The organism is Microbulbifer maximicatervae (SeqCode) (assembly GCF_052467615.1).
Genome location: NZ_CP174319.1, coordinates 2,311,637 through 2,328,995 on the forward strand (window position 1 = coordinate 2,311,637; position 17,359 = coordinate 2,328,995).

Sequence of the window (17,359 nt, forward strand, 5' to 3'; positions counted from 1 at the left end):
GTACCGCAGGGGCGCTAAAGTCAGGCAGTCTCATCGAGAATTGCAAAAGACAGAAACGCGGTGAAGAAGGCAAGACTCACAACGAAAGGCAGCACTGGAAAGCACAGCATCAGTGCCGCCGATGTAATCCAGAGATTTCTCACCCAACTCTTCTTTTGCTGGTAGTGGTAGGTGTAGCGCCGGGTGTGACTGTCTAGCTGTGCAGGAATTGCTATTTCACGGACCGGTGGGAGAAAAAAGCGCACAGCATTGGTGCAATAAAAGCGAATAAATGCAAGCAGCATATTGAACACCACTCTGAGAGTACCTTTTCAGTATAGGTACTCTCGGCGTCATTGGGTCCCTGCCTTAATCTTCTTGATTTGGCTGATACCACTGAAGCTTTTCATGCAAGCTCACTACCCCACCAATGATGGTGAGTGTTGGCGCTCGAACTTCACTGTTTTCAGCAAGGGCCGGCAAGCTGCTCAAGTCACCGACAACTACTCGCTGGTCTCGCGTAGTGCCCTTTTCAACCAAGGCCGCCGGCGTATTCGCATCGAGCCCGTGTTTAATCAATTCAGCACAAATGGTTTGTAACCCCGTAAGCCCCATATAGAAAACCAGGGTTTGTGCTGGGCCCGCAAGTTCTTGCCAAGGGAGGTCCAACTCACCCTCTTTCAGGTGCCCGGTAATAAAGCGCACAGATTGAGCGTGATCCCGGTGAGTCAGTGGGATACCGGCGTAACTGGCGCAACCAGAGGCCGCAGTGATTCCCGGCACTACCTGAAAGGGAATCCCCGCCTCTGACAACTTGTCTATTTCCTCACCGCCTCGACCAAAAATAAAGGGATCGCCTCCCTTAAGTCGCAAAACTTTTTTACCTTGGCTGGCCAAATCTACCAACAGCTGATTGATATCGTCCTGTGGCACCGCGTGGAAAGCCTTGCGCTTACCTACATAGATCCGCTCTGCATCCCGGCGCACCAACTCCATCACTTCCGGTGAAACCAGCCGATCGTAGAGCACCACATCTGCCTGCTGCATCAAGCGCAGTGCGCGAAAAGTCAGCAGGTCTGGATCTCCCGGACCTCCACCCACCAGGTAAACCTCACCCACCGGATTGGGGCTCCCCTGCCAGTCTTGTAGCGCATCCACTAGCGCCTGCTCTGCATCTGCTGGTTGCCCCGCCTCCATGCGATTGGCAACGGGGCCGGCAAAAACCCACTCCCAAAAATTCTTGCGGCGAGACTCTGGCAACGCTGCCTTAACCCTATCGCGCATTCGCGCCGCCAAAGTCACCAGCGGTCCCAGACCCGGCGATAGCAGAGCTTCGAGCTGAGCCCTGATTCTGCGCGCCAGTACTGGAGCCGCGCCGCCACTACTGATACCGATCGATAGATCTCCCCGCTCCACAATGGCCGGGAAAGTAAACGTGCACAACTCTGGCGCGTCCACCGCATTGACAGGTAGGCGCTGAGCCTGGGCATCGGCTGAAACCTGTGCATTCACGGACTCACTATCGGATGCAGCAACGACCAGCCCCGCTTTCTGTAAATACTCGCTCGAATAAACTGATTGAAACCATTCCCCACCAGAATCAGTCACCATTTGCTGAAGCTCATCGGTAATTTCCGGGGATACCACCAATATCCGTGCACCCGCTTTGTGCAATAAGCGAGCTTTACGGGTGGCAATGGAGCCGCCTCCAACAATCAAACAGGGATGATCTTTGACATCAAATGCGAGGGGTAAATAACGCAACTTCTTATTCCATCAAATAGCGGGCAAAGTGAAACTCATTACTACAAACAAAAAAGGGCGAACTCTACGCTCGCCCTTTTGGAGTGCTACGCTCAGGAAGCTGAGATCACTTCCTGGCCTCGCATATAGGGCCGCAATACTTCCGGCACCTCAATACTGCCATCCTCGCGCTGGTAATTTTCCAGAACAGCGATGAGGGTACGACCCACGGCAAGGCCAGAGCCATTCAGTGTATGCACCAATTCGGGCTTATTGGTTTCCGGGTTGCGCCAGCGTGCCTTCATTCGGCGCGCCTGGAAGTCACCTACCAGGGAGCAAGAGGATATCTCGCGGTACTTATCCTGGGACGGAATCCAAACTTCAATATCGTATGTCTTTCGAGCAGAGAAACCGATATCGCCACCGCAGAGAATCACTGTGCGGTATGGCAGGTTCAGCTTCTGCAAAATGGTCTCAGCATTTTGCGTCAGGGTTTCCAGTGCCTCTTCAGACTGATCCGGACGCGCCACCCAAACCAGTTCTACCTTTTCAAACTGGTGCTGGCGAATCATGCCACGAGTGTCGCGGCCGTGAGAGCCAGCTTCAGAGCGGAAGCAGGTAGTATGAGCAAGCAATTTATGCGGCAGGCTAGCACTGTCTTCAACAATATGATCGCGATACATATTGGTGAGGGGCACTTCCGCAGTCGGGATCAGGTAGAAACCACGATCATCCTCGAGCTTAAACAGGTCTTCCTCAAATTTAGGCAGCTGGGAAGTGCCGTACAGGGAATCAGCATTCACAACAACCGGCACATTGGTTTCCTGGTAACCATGCTCTTCGGTGTGAGTATCCAGCATAAACTGTGCCAACGCGCGATGCAGACGCGCAACATCACCGCTCATTACCGCAAAGCGGGAGCCGGTGAGCTTCACTGCCATCTCGAAGTCGAGGCCACCAAGGTGTGTGCCCAGGTCTACGTGGTCTTTAACTTCAAAGTCAAAAGTACGCGGCTGGCCCCAGCGGCGAACCTCTACATTATCGTCTTCACTCTCGCCTTCAGGCACTGAGGCATCCGGCAAGTTGGGAATCGCAGACAAGATTGCATCCAGCTCTCCCTGCAATTCTGTCAGTGCATGTTTGGCATCTTGCAACTCACCACCGAGGGACTCCACTTCTTTCAAAAGCGGGGCAATATCTTCACCATTCGCCTTGGCACGGCCGATATTTTTCGACTTGCTATTGCGCTCGTTTTGCAAACTCTCGGTGCGCACCTGCAATTCTTTGCGGCGTTCTTCAAGGGCTTCAAGTTTGGCAGTATCCAGTTCTACACCGCGCTTTTTCAGGGCAGCGGCCACCTGGTCCATATCCGTGCGAATCAGTTTGGGATCGAGCATCGTTTCCAGTTCGCCTGTTATCAGGCTCCTACAACAGAGAAGTTAAATTAAAAATACCGTGTCGCCAAAGCGACAGCAGCAGCGGTGGCCAACAAACAACCAACAAGGCTGCCGACAATATAGCCAAGGGCCACCAGCGGCTGGCCATTGTGCCACAGTATCAGGCTTTCGAGGGAGAAAGTGGAAAAGGTTGTCAGTGCGCCAAACATGCCGGTCATCAACAGTAGACGCCATTCCTCCCCCAACATGGCGCGGTGAGCGATCAGTACATAAACAATACCGATCAAAAAAGAGCCTGTTAAATTGACAATGATGGTTCCTAGCGGAAACCGACCCTCAAATACCGGAAAGCTCCAGATACTCACCAGGTGGCGAAGAACCGCCCCAAGTGCGCCGCCCAAGGCGACTGCCAGCCACTGCATTTAGCTGTTTCCTTTCTATCTATTTAGAGTTTCTGTAACGCTGCCTGCCACTCTCGCGATTTAGTCGGCGCAGAGTCTGCAATTTCTCTGAAATTTTTAACTCCAGCCCTCGGGGAACCGGCTGGTAGTACTCGCGCTCAGCAATCTCTTCGGGGAAGTAATTCTCTCCCGCAGCAAAAGCATCGGGTTCGTCGTGGGCGTAGCGATACTCCGCACCGTGGGACAAGCTTTTTGCCAGTTTGGTAGGGGCATTGCGCAAATGCACTGGCACTTCGTAACTGGGCTCGCGACGAACATCCGCCACGGCACGATTGTAAGCGGAGTAAACTGCATTGCTTTTTGCTGCAACCGCCAGGTAAGTAATGGCTTGGGCAATTGCCAGCTCGCCCTCGGGACTCCCCAGGCGCTCCTGCACATCCCAGGCATTCAGCGACAACTGCAAAGCCCTCGGGTCCGCATTGCCGATATCTTCACTGGCCATACGCACGACACGGCGAGCGATATATAACGGGTCGCAACCTCCATCCAGCATCCGCACAAACCAGTAGAGCGCCGCATCCGGGTCAGACCCCCGCACTGATTTATGCATGGCGGAAATTTGATCGTAAAAATAATCGCCGCCTTTATCAAAACGGCGAACATCGGCACTGAGCACCTCGGCGAGCACGTCTTCATCGACAATCAGTCGCCCGGCCTCCTCTTTGGCCAGATCGCATGCCACTTCCAGCAAGTTCAAAGCACTGCGGGCATCCCCATCGGCAGCCCGGGCAATCTTGCCCAACACTTCTTCGGGAATGTTGACGCTCCGCTCGCGCAACTGCTGGTCAGTTTGCAGGGCGTAGCGCAGCAACCCCAACAATTCCTCTTCGGGAATACTGCGCAAAAGATAGACCCGGCACCGGGATAGAAGTGCATTGTTCAACTCAAAAGCCGGGTTCTCCGTGGTCGCTCCGACAAAAGTCACAGTGCCCTCCTCCACATAGGGAAGGAAGGCATCTTGCTGAGCCTTATTAAATCGATGCACTTCATCGACAAATAAAATAGTGTGGCGGCCCGACTGTATCCGGTGCTGTTCAGCTTCGGCCACCGCCTGGCGAATATCTTTCACTCCGGCGAGTACCGCAGACAGTGTGGCAAATCGAGCATCGCACTCTTCAGCTAGCAACCGCGCAAAAGTGGTTTTGCCCACACCGGGTGGGCCCCACAAAATCATTGAGTGCAGTTGGCCGCGCTCTACAGCCTCCCGCAGAGGTTTGCCCTCCCCCAATAAATGCGACTGGCCCACATAGTGGGCCAGGGAATTCGGCCGCATACGGGCCGCGAGGGGTTGGTGGGTTTTGGGAGTATCGAACAGATCACTCATCTTTAATAATGTCAGTACCGGCCGGGGGCTTAAAATCAAATATAGAAGCGGATAATTTTGGGTTCGCCTCCATACCACTGAACTGAATTTCAGTGGTTTGTCCCATACCATCGCGCACGGTCATTGCCGACGGCAAGCCACTTTTGGCAAATCGAATTTCCATGGCTTTAAAAGGGGCCGAGGGGTTCTTGGGGGTCAAGTGATAAACCCCTTCTTTCTGGCTCACATTAAACGAGCCCCGAATTTCCTCTACTTTGCCCCCCAGTAATAGGGCTGGGGTATCTTTTATACGGGCATCCACCGGGCGAATTGTCACCTGCTCCAGGTCAGGATCGTACAGCCAGAGCGTCTTGTTGTTTGTCACCAGTAACTGGGGATAAGGCTCACCGGTTTTCCAGCGCAATTTGCCCGGGCGCTGCACAGAAAAGCTACCATTGCTCTTTTGTGTGACCTCGCCACGCTCGTCGATCAATGTCTGCTTGAAATTACCCGAAATCGCCTCCAACGGCTTGAGTAAATCGCTCAGGTCATCGGTGGCATCAGCCCAGGCCGCGCTGGCGGTAACACTGATTGAAAGCAGCAGACCCTGCAGAATTCTTTTCATAGTGGAGTCCCAACGTATTGATTTCCTTAAAGATTAACCCCGACTAAGTGAACGGAGGCTTAACCCGCCACTGCTCCAAGGGCCAAACTCCTATCAGGCTGGCGGCGGTGCCAGCACCTCTCGATTGCCGTTGTGGCCCGCCGCAGATATCACCCCAGCAGCCTCCATGGCGTCAATAATTCGAGCCGCGCGATTGTAACCAATCCGCAGCTGACGCTGCACAGAGGAAATTGACGCCTTGCGGGATTTAGTGACGAAAGCTACGGCTTCGTCGTAGAGCGCATCGGCTTCAGGGTCTTCATCCTCACCGCCTTCAGACTGTAATCCAGGCACAGGGATACTGTTATTACTATCGTCGACAATACCATCGATATAATCAGGCTCACCGCGACGGCCCCAATCCGCGACAACTTTATGCACTTCGTGATCGTCGACAAAAGCGCCGTGGACACGAACGGGAACACCACTTCCAGGCGGTAAGTACAACATGTCACCATGACCGAGCAGCTGCTCCGCACCGCCCTGGTCGAGGATTGTGCGGGAATCCACCTTGGACGAAACCTGGAAACCGATTCGAGTAGGTACGTTAGCTTTAATCAAGCCGGTAATAACATCCACCGACGGACGCTGGGTTGCAAGCAGTAAGTGGATCCCAGCTGCACGGGCTTTTTGTGCGATTCGCGCGATCAGCTGTTCGACCTTTTTACCGACGATCATCATCATGTCGGCAAATTCATCAATCACGACAACAATGGCAGGCAGTGCTTTCAGGGCCGGTGCGGTTTGTTCATCCTCCGGCACGCTGGAGGCGGGATCTGGCTGCCAGATAGGATCGATCAGCGGCTCCCCGGCCTCTTCCGCTTCTTTCACTTTACGGTTAAAGCCTGCGAGGTTTCTCACCCCCATTGCCGCCATCAACTTGTAACGGCGTTCCATTTCTCCAACACACCAACGCAAACCATTGGCGGCATCGTTCATATCGGTGATGACCGGGGTCAACAAATGCGGAATGCCCTCGTACACCGAGAGCTCCAGCATTTTTGGGTCCACCAGAATCAGGCGGACCTCATCGGGCGTGGATTTGTACAGCAGGCTCAACAACATAACGTTGATACCCACGGATTTACCCGAACCGGTGGTACCCGCTACCAGCAAGTGAGGCATCTTGGCCAGATCAGCCACCACCGGCTGACCGGAAATATCGTGACCGAGCGCCAGAGTCAGCGGCGATTTGGCATTATCGTAGACATCTGCCGACAGCACTTCACTGAGGCGCACCATCTGTCGATTTTCGTTAGGGATTTCGATACCCACAACCGACTTGCCTGGGATTACCTCGACCACACGCACACTGATCACAGCCAGTGAGCGCGCCAGGTCTTTTGCCAGATTGGAAATCTTGCTCACCTTTACACCGGGAGCTGGCTGAATTTCAAAGCGGGTTACTACCGGCCCCGGCAGAACAGAGACCACTTCGGCAACAACACCGAAGTCTTTCAGCTTAAGTTCCAGCAGGCGCGACAGCGCTTCCAGGGATTCCCGGGAGAAGCCGGCCTTCTTGTTTTGATCTGCTGGATCGAGTAGACCCAACGGCGGCAGGGTTCCAGTAACCGGGCCACTCTTGAAAAGCTCTCGCTGTTTTTCCTTTGCTGCCCGAGGACTCTGCTTCGGCTTGGGGGCAGTGGGCTCAATCTTCGGGGGAATTCGTTTGGCAACTCGCTGTTTCTCTTCCTCCACAGCCGCCTTGCGCACGACAATCGCCTCTCTGGCCACCCTCCGCTCATTGCGCTTTTGGCGCCAGCGTTGATAGAAACTGCCCAGTAAGGCAAAAAAGCCGAGCACATTCTTGCCGATTGCCTCTGCCAATTTGAGCCACGACAAACCTGTAAAAACAGTGACACCGATAGCAAATATCGCCAGCAGTAAAATGGTTGCCCCTACATAGCCGAGGCTAGAACCCAGGGCAGACGCCATCGCACTGCCGATGATGCCTCCGTTGGTAAACGGCAATGGGTTTTCTGCGGGATCAAAACAAAGAGTCGCCATTGCCGCCCCGCTGACAAGAACAAGCAGCAAGCCAAATACTCTCAAAGCAAATAGCGGCAAATGGAAGCGGGCATTGCGATCGCGAAGAATGTGATAGGCCCGCAGACCAATCAGCAAGGGGAACAGGTAAGCCATCCATCCGAGCAAAGACAAACACACATCTGCCAGCCAAGCACCGGCTGGCCCAATGGCATTGTGCACTTGTTGGGTACTGCCAGTTTGCGACCAGCCTGGATCTTCTGCGCTAAAGCTTAACAGGCTAATGGCGAGCAACAGGGCACCAGCCAGCAAACTGATCAGGGCCCCCTCGCGAACGAGTCGGGCGATCAATGAGTCTGGCAATGCATTGCTCTCTGCAGGGCTTTTTTCAGTTGCGCTTTCGGCCTTCAATGGCTTACCTCAATAATGCTGTACTTTTTATGTCCACATGAACTTGGCGGTGTCTACCTGGGACCTGAATCCCCATGCCGCCTGACAAAATTCTGTATTGCTTACAGAAGAAAGCAACTCAATCAGGCTATTTTACAATCTACGCTTTCAGATTGCGCCTTACGATCCCTGACACCAAGTAGTTTTTTGTTGTTTGGCGGCAGTATCGAAAAACCTGGAGCGCTTCCTAGCCAGTATTCTCTTCTAAATTTATCGGTTTGTACGTGCGATAGATGCAATTTGGAATCATCATCGAGATATCCTGCCCTGAATCCTCCCAGCAAACCTCATCAATAATCGCCTGGGTAACTCTCTCGCGGAGGTAACTATTCAGAATTTCCAATTTGTATTGATCCCCGCCCAACTCTGTTTTTAATTTGTCTTGAGTACTATCCCGGTAATAGGTTCTGGATACCCGCTCTGCTTGCGAAAAGCCTGCATCGCTGAGCAATTGTAACAACTGGTCTTCCCGCAAAAAGAACCGATCCAAGAGCAACGATTCACGGTGTGTCAGCGCTGACAATTTTCGCTTTTGGGCACACAGTAAATCTTGGACCCCGGCAGACGCCGGCATCAAGTCCCAAACCAACAGCGGACCTCCCGGCTTCAAAACCCGATAACACTCCTGGAGAACCAGGGGCTGATCTTTATAAGGCACTTCGTGCAGGCCCATTCTGATTGCCACAGCATCAAATAATTCACTGGGATATGGCAAGTTTCTTCCGTCACCTATAGTGATATCGGCAGCTAGCAATTGAATATTTGGGTCAAGGTTTTCAAGCTGCGAAGGGTGGGAATCGCACAAACTACATTGAATAATAACCCCATGAGCTTTGGCAAACTTAAGCAGGTAGCTACTCAGGACTCCCCTGCCACACATCAAGTCGAGAACTCGACAACCATTGCTGAGGCCCAGCGCCATAGCAAACTTCTCGAGTTCTTCTGGCTCACCCGCGCAAGTAACCGCCCCACCTCCTGTATCACCATATCCATCAGAGACAATTTCACAGCGTATTTGCAAGTTGAGCGCGGTAAATAGATCCAGCAGTTGAGGTGGGCCATGTAAGCTTGCCCGGTGATCGCCATCGGGCTCCAGATCAATGGAAAAACGCAACGAATAACTATCGTCGATAATTTCGGCTACGAAAGCCTGGGCCTCCTCACTAAGGGTCAGAAAAGTTTTAGGATGCCCCAACTGCTCTCGCTTCAGGTTTAAGGGTATGAACTTTCTTTTGTAGCGCATAACGATCCTCAACCCACTGGGGTTTGGGCACTTACTCGAAGTCACTGGCCCCTATGACGCTCACACACTCAATACATCTAACAATCCGTAATTCTAATTTGTGACACCCCATTCTCCCCCTAGCAGTGCCAGCAGCAGCTGCGTTAGATTGGAACTTTTTTACATTTTTCCAGCTCTTACGGCCAACTATGGCGCAAACTCCGATTTGAGCCAAACCTCTAGCAAGGTCAAAGAGAGTTGAATAGGTACGATCAATCGAACAAATTAAGGCAAACTATTTCGCCGAATGGTAAATATCGCCTATTATATCGCCCAATTTAATAGTCTCGCCTGATCAAAAAATGGACGGGCATATGGACTCCCAGCCCATTGGGTAAACTTCGCAAATTGAGAGTTTTAAAGAGTACTTCATGAGCAATAACCATCATCGACTGATCATCCTAGGCTCAGGCCCAGCCGGCTACACCGCGGCTATCTACGCTGCACGGGCAAACCTGAACCCGGTTGTTATCACGGGTATGCAACAGGGTGGGCAGCTGACCACCACCACTGAAGTCGAGAACTGGCCGGGCGGCATTCCGGAGCTTCAAGGTCCGGACCTGATGGTGCAAATGCAGCAGCACGCAGAGCGCTTCGAGACAGAAATCATCTTCGATCACATCGAATCTGTTGATCTGAAACAGCGCCCTTTCACCTTGAAAGGTAACGAAACTTACACCTGTGACTCGCTGATTATCGCCACTGGTGCCTCAGCTCAGTACCTGGGCCTACCTTCTGAGGAAGCCTTCCAGGGGCGCGGTGTCAGCGCCTGTGCGACCTGTGACGGATTCTTCTATCGCGACCAGAAAGTTGCTGTTGTCGGTGGTGGCAACACCGCCGTAGAAGAGGCCCTGTACCTCTCCAATATCGCCAGTGAAGTGACCCTGATTCACCGCCGCGACGAGCTTCGCGCAGAAAAAATCCTTCAGGACCGTCTGATGGATAAAGTGGAAAACGGCAATATCAATGTCTGCTGGCACAACACCCTGGACGAAGTGCTCGGTGACGACAACGGTGTAACTGGGCTTCGCCTACGCAACACCCAGGACGACACCACTACAGAGCTGGACGTTTCCGGTGTGTTTATTGCTATCGGTCACAAACCGAATACCGGTATCTTTCAAGGCCAGCTTGAAATGAATGGTGGTTACCTCATTGTGGAGAGCGGCCTGAACGGCAATGCCACCCAGACTTCTGTTCCCGGTGTATTTGCCGCAGGTGACGTATCCGACCATATTTACCGCCAGGCGGTAACTTCTGCGGGTACCGGCTGTATGGCCGCCCTGGACGCCGAGCGCTTCCTCGACGCCGAGAAGTAAGTCAAATCCCCGGGCAGAGCTTTTCTGCCCGGTATCCCCCTCTACCGACAGGAGTCAGATCGTGGCAGGGAACACCCAAAGCCGCCTGATGTGGCTCGACCACACCGTTGTAGACTTTCCCCCAACTGAATTCGCACTGGATGACCCCAATGGCTTGCTGGCAGCCGGAGGAGGTCTGACTCCCGAGTGGCTGGTTGAAGCCTATCAAAGAGGGGTCTTCCCCTGGTATTCAGATGACCAGCCGATCTTGTGGTGGAGCCCCTCCCCTCGCTGCGTGGTTATCCCGCAAAACTTTCGTATTGGCCGCACTTTGCGCAAAGTATTGCGCCGAGGAACCTTTTCGGTCACCTTCGACCAAGCCTTTCCCGAGGTAATTGAGGCCTGCCGTGCCCCCCGGGCGGATGAAACCGGCACATGGATCACCGATGAGATGTGCGACGCCTATATCGACATGCACCATCAGGGATTTGCCCACTCTGTGGAGGTTTGGCGCGACGGTCGACTCGTTGGCGGACTCTATGGTATTGCGCTGGGGCGAGTGTTCTTTGGGGAGTCGATGTTTCACCGGGAGACAGACGCTTCAAAAGTCGCTTTTGTCCACCTCGTTCGGCAATTAGAATTGTGGGGCTGCCCACTGATCGACTGCCAGGTGAGCAATCCTCATCTCAGCAGCCTTGGGGCAGTGGAAATGTGTCGTAAGGATTTCGAACAACTGCTGGCAGACGGCGTTAAGCAGCCGCCTTTCCCGCAGCCCTGGAAGCTTTCGTGGACTTATGGGTAAATACTCTCAGCTGGATTCAGTGCGCCTGTTGGCCACCCTGCCCCACCCCTGCGGTTACCTGCCGGATCGGGAGGCAACAACGGTGTTTGTCGATCCACAAACAGAAGTGGATCAGCGTCTGTACAACCGCCTGTCAGAGCTGGGATTCCGGCGCAGTGGTGCCTACCTCTATCGCCCCCAGTGCGCGACCTGTCGCGCCTGTATACCGGCTCGCGTACCTGTGAGCCTGTTTGTCCCCGACCGCAACCAGAGACGCTGCTGGAAGCGCAACAAGGACCTGGACATATTCCATATCGAGTCCATCGATACAGATGAGCATTACGAACTCTACGCCCGCTATATCGAGCAGCGCCACGCCGATGGGGAGATGTACCCGCCCAGCCGGGAACAATACCGCAGCTTCCTGAGTCAGGCTTGGGGGTCTACTCGCTATATTGAGCTGAGAGCCCGCGGCAAGTTGGTGGCAGTGGCTGTAACAGATATCCTGACTGCCGGGTTATCGGCGATCTATACTTTCTTCGATCCCGATGAGGACAAACGGAGCCTGGGCAGTTACTGCATCCTCTACCAGATCGAATGGGCCCGGCGCTTGGGACTACCTAATCTCTACCTGGGGTACTGGATTGAGAAGTGCCACAAAATGGCCTATAAAAGCCAATTTCGCCCCATCGAAATGTTAAAAGAAAACCGCTGGAGCCTTAAATCGCTCTAGTTCAACACACTCTCCCTTTGCTCTATCTTGCCTTTTCGTGCAAAATGCTCGCCCGTCAAGCCGCGGCTAGGCCAAAGAGCCTCCGGGGTAAAGGTCTGATCAAGTTATTGTAAGGTTGCTGCCGCATGGCAAAAGACGATTATATTGAAATGGAAGGCGAGGTGATCGACACCCTGCCGAACACCACTTTCCGCGTAAAGCTGGAAAACGGACACGTGGTAATTGCGCATATCTCTGGAAAGATGCGTAAAAACTACATTCGCATTCTCACCGGCGACAAGGTGAAAGTGGAGCTGACTCCATACGACCTGAGCAAGGGCCGCATTACGTACCGCGCGCGCTAATTCGCTCAGAGGCCAAATTCCGCAAGGCAATTTGACCTGAAATAAAAAAGCCACCTCTCGGTGGCTTTTTTATTGCTTGGCTGAAGCTAATTTACTTTAGGCGGGCACCGCCGTTTTAATCGCCAGCTCATCATCTTCAATAGTGACGCAAACACGCCCACCCTCTTCTGCCAACTCACCAAAGAGCACGGCTTCTGCCAGAGGCTTGCGCAGCTTGTCGCGAATCAGACGGGACATAGGCCTCGCACCCATCTTCTCGTCATAACCCCGCACCGCCAACCACTCTCGAGCCTCATCATCTACAACCAGTGTCACCTTGGAGTCATCCAACTGGGCCTGCAACTCAACGATAAACTTATCCACCACCGTCTTCACGACATCCAGAGGCAGAGAGCGGAATTGAATAATATTATCGAGGCGATTGCGGAACTCCGGGGTAAACATCTTCTTGATCTCCTCCATTCCATCGGTGGAGTGATCTTGATGGGAGAAACCAATTGAACGACGGCTCATCACCTCAGCGCCCGCATTGGTTGTCATAATCAGGATGACATTGCGGAAGTCCGCTTTGCGGCCGTTGTTATCAGTTAGGGTACCGTGATCCATCACCTGCAAAAGCAGATTGAATACTTCGGGGTGTGCTTTCTCAATTTCATCGAGCAGCACAACACTGTGAGGGTGCTTGGTTACCGAGTCTGTCAGTAAACCACCCTGGTCAAAACCTACATACCCAGGGGGCGCGCCGATCAGGCGGGAAACCGTATGGCGCTCCATATACTCAGACATATCGAAGCGAATCAGCTCGATACCCATCACCTTCGCCAATTGGCGGCAGAGCTCTGTCTTGCCGACTCCGGTGGGGCCCGAAAATAGGAAGGAGCCGATGGGTTTCTCTTCAGAACCCAGGCCGGCGCGACTCAGCTTAATCGCAGTACCCAGGGCATCAATCGCGCTGTCCTGCCCAAACACCACCATTTTGAGGTTGTCATCCAGGCGTGATAACTGCTCCTTGTCAGAAGCAGACACGCTCTTGGCAGGTATTCTCGCCATCTTGGCGATAACCATCTCAATCTCACAAACCCCAATAACCTCTTTGCGGTCCTCTTCAGGCAGCAAAGATTGGTAGGCTCCCGCTTCATCGATTACATCAATGGCCTTATCTGGGAGGAATCGCTCGGTGATGTGACGACTGGATAGCTGCGCAGCAGCATCCAAAGCTCCATCGGTAAAGCGGACCTTGTGGTGATCCTCAAAGCAGCTTCTGAGCCCCTGCAATATTTGCACGGTCTCTTCCACTGAGGGCTCACTGACATCGATCTTTTGAAAACGGCGCGACAGCGCGCGATCTTTTTCAAAGATACCGCGATATTCAGTAAAAGTAGTGGAGCCTATGCAGCGCAATTGACCGCTGGAAAGTAGCGGCTTAAGCAGGTTGGAGGCATCCATGACGCCTCCTGAAGCGGCGCCGGCCCCGATGATGGTGTGGATCTCATCAATAAACAGTACCGCGTGCTCACGCTTCTTGAGTTCCGCCAGCAGCGCCTTAAAGCGCTTCTCAAAATCACCGCGATACTTGGTCCCAGCCAGTAGGGAGCCAAGATCCAGAGAGTAAATAGTGCTCTCTTTCAAAGGTTCGGGGATATCCTCATCGACAATACGCCGTGCCAAGCCCTCAGCAATTGCCGTCTTGCCGACACCGGACTCACCCACCAACAGTGGATTGTTCTTGCGGCGACGAGCGAGAACCTGCGTGACACGCTCCACCTCAGGTGCACGCCCCACAAGCGGATCAATACGGCCAAGAATTGCCTCTTGATTGAGGTTGGTGGCGTAGCTTTCCAGGGGGTCGGAACCACCTGGCTCAGCGCCCCCACTAATTTCCTCATCTACCTGCTCAGGTGCAGTATCGGAACCGTGATGGTGATTATTACCACTGGAGCCAACGCGGGAAATTCCGTGGGTGATGTAGTTAACTACGTCTATCCGGGCAACACTCTGCTGCTTCAAGTAGTAAACAGCCTGGCTCTCCTGCTCACAGAAAATGGCGACCAGGACATTAGCCCCTGTAACTTCCTTTTTACCGGATGACTGGACATGGAATACGGCCCTCTGCAGGACCCTCTGAAAACCCAATGTCGGCTGGGTTTCTCGATCTGTATCGGCCTCCGGGATCAACGGTGTTGTGGAGTCCACAAACTCCAGGAGTTCACGGCGCAATGCACTTAAATCCGCCCCGCACGCATGTAGAACATCTGCTGCGGATTCGTTATCCAAGAGCGCCAGCAATAGGTGCTCAACGGTCATGAATTCATGCCGTTTCGCTCGAGCACCTTTGAACGCTAGATTAAGCGTTACCTCTAAGTCCTTGCTGAGCATCTAAACCTCAAACCCTAATCGCCAATATTTCCCGCCGACTCCGCTGGTAGGCGCGCACCCTTCGCCGGCGTTTATATCCTGGCTGATTCCCTTCAGGTGACGGGACCCTTTGTTCAAAGCAGTTTTTGTCAGAATCAATCCTCTTTGCTTTCGTCCGCTTCAATTTCACATAACAGGGGATGCTCATTCTCTTGAGCGAACTGATTGACCTGTGCGGCCTTTGTCTCCGCTATATCCCGAGTATAGACACCACACACTGCTTTTCCCCGTGTGTGAACCTGCAACATTAACTGTGTGGCGCGCTCCCGGTTTACTGAAAAAAACAACTCCAAAGTCTCAACAACAAAATCCATGGGGGTGTAGTCATCATTGAGCATAACGACTTTATACATCGGCGGCCGCTTCAGCTGCGGCGGCGCCTCCTCAAGGGCCAACCCACCATCGAAATCATCGAAGTACGGGTTGTCTCCATCGGAGTCACTGGAGCTTAGTTTAATGATTCGCGAAGTACTCATAACAATCATCAATGAATTCTATCGAGCCTGAAAATTGCACCCAATGCAACCTTCAATGACGTGACATTGTAACCTTATTTGACCTTTGACACAGCGGTCAGCGGGGAACCTTGACAATCCCCCAGCTGTTGACTACAAGAGGTAGTGACCGCTACATCAAACGTTAGTCGCAGATAGGATCGCAGCCGACTAACCAGCAGGTCAAATAAATATAAAAACTCTGTAAGGTGGCCAGGGGCCACTCAGGCAATTAGAGGGAATCGTTATGCCTACCGGTACTGTAAAGTGGTTCAACAACGCTAAGGGATATGGGTTTATTCTTGCAGATGAGGGAGGGGAGGATCTGTTCGCGCACTATTCCGCAATTCAGATGGAAGGCTACCGAACCCTGAAGGCCGGCCAGCAAGTCACCTTCGATATTATTCGAGGAGACAAGGGCTACCACGCTGCAAATATCTCCGCATTGACCTCCGAAACCACTTCACCCAACACTTCGAGCAAAAGCGAATCTGATGCAGTACACACAGAAAAGTCGCGGGAGAAGGAAGCGGAAGCTGTCGGCTAAGCGAGCCCAGCAAACAGACAATAAAAAAGCCTTTCACCAATGTGAAGGGCTTTTTTCATGGGGCTCGGGCCAACTTAAAGCCAGCCCGGCCTCACGGATGTAGCTTAAGCCATGTGCTTGATAACTTCGTCACCAAACGCAGAACAGGACTTCAGCTCAGCACCGTCCATCAGACGCTCGAAATCGTAGGTTACGGTTTTGGCTTCGATAGCCCCTTCCATACCCTTGATTACCAGGTCAGCAGCTTCGTTCCAGCCCAGGTGACGCAGCATCATCTCAGCGGAAAGAATCAGGGAGCCCGGGTTAACCTTGTCCTGGCCAGCGTACTTAGGCGCAGTACCGTGGGTTGCTTCGAACAGGGCAACGTCGTCGGACAGGTTTGCGCCCGGAGCGATACCGATACCACCAACCTGTGCAGCCAGTGCGTCAGACAGGTAGTCGCCGTTCAGGTTCAGGGTAGCAATTACGTCGTACTCAGCCGGACGAAGCAGGATCTGCTGCAGCATAGCGTCAGCAATTACGTCCTTAACAACGATTTCCTTGCCAGTCTTCGGGTTCTTGAAGCTGTGCCAGGGGCCGCCGTCCAGTGGCTGAGCGCCAAACTCGTCGCGAGCCAGCTCGTAACCCCAATCAGCGAAGGCACCTTCGGTGAACTTCATGATGTTGCCTTTGTGTACCAGGGTTACAGAATCGCGATCCTGGTCCACAGCGTACTGGATAGCCTTGCGCACGAGACGCTTGGTACCTTCTGCAGAAACCGGCTTAACACCGATACCACAGTTCTCAGGGAAACGGATCTTCTTAACACCCATCTCGTCCTGCAGGAACTTGATAACTTTCTTAGCTTCGTCAGTGTCAGCTTTCCACTCGATACCAGCGTAGATATCTTCGGAATTTTCACGGAAGATAACCATGTCTACCTTGTTCGGCTCTTTAACCGGAGAAGGTACACCGCTGAACCAGCGCACCGGGCGCTGACATACGTACAGATCCAGCTCCTGACGCAGGGCTACGTTCAGGGAACGGAAGCCGCCGCCTACTGGAGTGGTCAGGGGGCCTTTGATGCTAACAACGTAGTCTTTGATTGCTTCCAGAGTTTCAGCCGGGAACCAGTCGCCAGCGTAAGTTTCTGCCGCTTTCTCACCGCAGTAGATTTCCATCCACTCGATTTTCTTCTCGCCGCCGAAAGCTTTTTCTACAGACGCGTCGATCACCTTGCGCATTACCGGAGTGATATCCACACCGATGCCGTCACCCTCGATGAAAGGAATAACCGGGCGATTCGGAACATTCAGCGAACCGTCGGAATTGACTGTAACTTTTTCGCCGTCTGCCGGCACTTGGATATGACCCATATTGCGTAAACTCCCAAAATTCTATGACTTTTTAGGTCCAGCGTTGCTTGCACCGCTCCCCCGGGACCTTAGGGCGGGGATGAAAAACGGCGGGATTATAGCAGCCTCGGCTAATTTTTGTAGTTGG

The 17,359-nt window shown here is 53.1% G+C and carries 16 protein-coding genes; 5 read left to right on the forward strand and 11 right to left on the reverse strand.

Features of this window, described 5'->3' with window-relative positions; all coding sequences use genetic code 11:
* Positions 1–20 precede the first annotated feature (20 nt).
* The 8 genes from ACJJIM_RS10330 to ACJJIM_RS10365 all read right to left on the reverse strand — a co-directional run bounded on the left by ACJJIM_RS10330 (position 21) and on the right by ACJJIM_RS10365 (position 9,226).
* Positions 21–284 (reverse strand): hypothetical protein, encoded by a 264-nt coding sequence (locus tag ACJJIM_RS10330; protein ID WP_413662216.1) that lies wholly within the window; start codon positions 282–284, stop codon positions 21–23.
* Between the two features lie 64 nt (positions 285–348).
* A complete protein-coding gene (gene cysG / locus ACJJIM_RS10335; RefSeq protein WP_444913217.1) occupies positions 349–1,743 on the reverse strand; it encodes a siroheme synthase CysG in 1,395 nt (464 codons plus the stop codon).
* Positions 1,744–1,835: 92 nt separating this feature from the next.
* Positions 1,836–3,119: a serine--tRNA ligase gene (serS, locus tag ACJJIM_RS10340; RefSeq protein ID WP_413662218.1), complete on the reverse strand. Its 1,284-nt coding sequence runs from the start codon at positions 3,117–3,119 to the stop codon at positions 1,836–1,838.
* A 47-nt stretch (positions 3,120–3,166) separates the two neighbouring features.
* Complete coding sequence (gene crcB / locus ACJJIM_RS10345) at positions 3,167–3,541, reverse strand: fluoride efflux transporter CrcB (protein WP_282933067.1); 375 nt, start codon at positions 3,539–3,541, stop codon at positions 3,167–3,169.
* Positions 3,542–3,560: 19 nt separating this feature from the next.
* On the reverse strand, positions 3,561–4,904 hold the full coding sequence (locus ACJJIM_RS10350; protein ID WP_444913218.1) for a replication-associated recombination protein A: 1,344 nt from the start codon (positions 4,902–4,904) through the stop codon (positions 3,561–3,563).
* On the reverse strand, positions 4,897–5,508 hold the full coding sequence (lolA, locus tag ACJJIM_RS10355) for an outer membrane lipoprotein chaperone LolA (RefSeq protein ID WP_444913219.1): 612 nt from the start codon (positions 5,506–5,508) through the stop codon (positions 4,897–4,899). Before lolA ends, ACJJIM_RS10350 begins: the two co-directional genes overlap by 8 nt.
* A 93-nt stretch (positions 5,509–5,601) precedes the next feature.
* Positions 5,602–7,944, reverse strand: a complete 2,343-nt coding sequence (locus tag ACJJIM_RS10360) for a DNA translocase FtsK (protein WP_444897513.1) — start codon at positions 7,942–7,944, stop codon at positions 5,602–5,604.
* A gap of 226 nt (positions 7,945–8,170) precedes the next feature.
* Positions 8,171–9,226 carry a methyltransferase domain-containing protein gene (locus ACJJIM_RS10365; RefSeq protein WP_444913220.1) on the reverse strand — a complete coding sequence of 352 codons (1,056 nt, stop codon included), beginning with the start codon at positions 9,224–9,226 and terminating at the stop codon, positions 8,171–8,173.
* Positions 9,227–9,636: 410 nt separating this feature from the next.
* Here ACJJIM_RS10365 and trxB point away from each other — a divergent pair, with 410 nt between their 5' ends.
* From trxB to infA, 4 genes are all read left to right on the forward strand, one after another.
* Entirely contained in the window at positions 9,637–10,584 is a 948-nt protein-coding gene (trxB, locus tag ACJJIM_RS10370) for a thioredoxin-disulfide reductase (protein ID WP_444913221.1), read from the forward strand.
* 88 nt (positions 10,585–10,672) lie between these two features.
* Positions 10,673–11,365 (forward strand): leucyl/phenylalanyl-tRNA--protein transferase, encoded by a 693-nt coding sequence (gene aat / locus ACJJIM_RS10375; protein WP_444894753.1) that lies wholly within the window; start codon positions 10,673–10,675, stop codon positions 11,363–11,365.
* Positions 11,358–12,077: an arginyltransferase gene (locus ACJJIM_RS10380; RefSeq protein ID WP_413662222.1), complete on the forward strand. Its 720-nt coding sequence runs from the start codon at positions 11,358–11,360 to the stop codon at positions 12,075–12,077. Before aat ends, ACJJIM_RS10380 begins: the two co-directional genes overlap by 8 nt.
* A 125-nt stretch (positions 12,078–12,202) precedes the next feature.
* A complete protein-coding gene (gene infA, locus ACJJIM_RS10385) occupies positions 12,203–12,421 on the forward strand; it encodes a translation initiation factor IF-1 (protein WP_010130378.1) in 219 nt (72 codons plus the stop codon).
* Positions 12,422–12,517: 96 nt separating this feature from the next.
* Here the strand turns inward: infA and clpA are convergent, their stop codons facing one another.
* Together clpA and clpS are read right to left on the reverse strand one after the other, a co-directional pair.
* Positions 12,518–14,797 (reverse strand): ATP-dependent Clp protease ATP-binding subunit ClpA, encoded by a 2,280-nt coding sequence (gene clpA / locus ACJJIM_RS10390; RefSeq protein ID WP_413662223.1) that lies wholly within the window; start codon positions 14,795–14,797, stop codon positions 12,518–12,520.
* 134 nt (positions 14,798–14,931) lie between these two features.
* Positions 14,932–15,312 carry an ATP-dependent Clp protease adapter ClpS gene (gene clpS, locus ACJJIM_RS10395; RefSeq protein WP_413662224.1) on the reverse strand — a complete coding sequence of 127 codons (381 nt, stop codon included), beginning with the start codon at positions 15,310–15,312 and terminating at the stop codon, positions 14,932–14,934.
* A gap of 265 nt (positions 15,313–15,577) precedes the next feature.
* Between clpS and cspD the strand changes: the two genes are divergently transcribed.
* Positions 15,578–15,877: a cold shock domain-containing protein CspD gene (gene cspD / locus ACJJIM_RS10400; RefSeq protein ID WP_413662225.1), complete on the forward strand. Its 300-nt coding sequence runs from the start codon at positions 15,578–15,580 to the stop codon at positions 15,875–15,877.
* A 104-nt stretch (positions 15,878–15,981) separates the two neighbouring features.
* Here cspD and icd read toward each other — a convergent pair whose 3' ends face one another.
* The gene (gene icd, locus ACJJIM_RS10405) at positions 15,982–17,232 is read right to left on the reverse strand and encodes an NADP-dependent isocitrate dehydrogenase (protein WP_020415259.1); all 1,251 of its coding nucleotides are present in this window, start codon (positions 17,230–17,232) and stop codon (positions 15,982–15,984) included.
* Between the last annotated feature and the right edge of the window lie 127 nt (positions 17,233–17,359).

Excerpts from the sequence above, each read along its gene's own strand:
- ACJJIM_RS10330 (WP_413662216.1), bottom strand. The coding sequence starts at position 284 with ATGCTGCTTGCATTTATTCGCTTTTATTGCACCAATGCTGTGCGCTTT.
- serS (WP_413662218.1), bottom strand. The coding sequence starts at position 3,119 with ATGCTCGATCCCAAACTGATTCGCACGGATATGGACCAGGTGGCCGCT.
- crcB (WP_282933067.1), bottom strand. The coding sequence starts at position 3,541 with ATGCAGTGGCTGGCAGTCGCCTTGGGCGGCGCACTTGGGGCGGTTCTT.
- ACJJIM_RS10350 (WP_444913218.1), bottom strand. The coding sequence starts at position 4,904 with ATGAGTGATCTGTTCGATACTCCCAAAACCCACCAACCCCTCGCGGCC.
- lolA (WP_444913219.1), bottom strand. The coding sequence starts at position 5,508 with ATGAAAAGAATTCTGCAGGGTCTGCTGCTTTCAATCAGTGTTACCGCC.
- ACJJIM_RS10365 (WP_444913220.1), bottom strand. The coding sequence starts at position 9,226 with ATGCGCTACAAAAGAAAGTTCATACCCTTAAACCTGAAGCGAGAGCAG.
- trxB (WP_444913221.1), top strand. The coding sequence starts at position 9,637 with ATGAGCAATAACCATCATCGACTGATCATCCTAGGCTCAGGCCCAGCC.
- aat (WP_444894753.1), top strand. The coding sequence starts at position 10,673 with ATGTGGCTCGACCACACCGTTGTAGACTTTCCCCCAACTGAATTCGCA.
- ACJJIM_RS10380 (WP_413662222.1), top strand. The coding sequence starts at position 11,358 with ATGGGTAAATACTCTCAGCTGGATTCAGTGCGCCTGTTGGCCACCCTG.
- infA (WP_010130378.1), top strand. The coding sequence starts at position 12,203 with ATGGCAAAAGACGATTATATTGAAATGGAAGGCGAGGTGATCGACACC.
- clpA (WP_413662223.1), bottom strand. The coding sequence starts at position 14,797 with ATGCTCAGCAAGGACTTAGAGGTAACGCTTAATCTAGCGTTCAAAGGT.
- clpS (WP_413662224.1), bottom strand. The coding sequence starts at position 15,312 with ATGAGTACTTCGCGAATCATTAAACTAAGCTCCAGTGACTCCGATGGA.
- cspD (WP_413662225.1), top strand. The coding sequence starts at position 15,578 with ATGCCTACCGGTACTGTAAAGTGGTTCAACAACGCTAAGGGATATGGG.
- icd (WP_020415259.1), bottom strand. The coding sequence starts at position 17,232 with ATGGGTCATATCCAAGTGCCGGCAGACGGCGAAAAAGTTACAGTCAAT.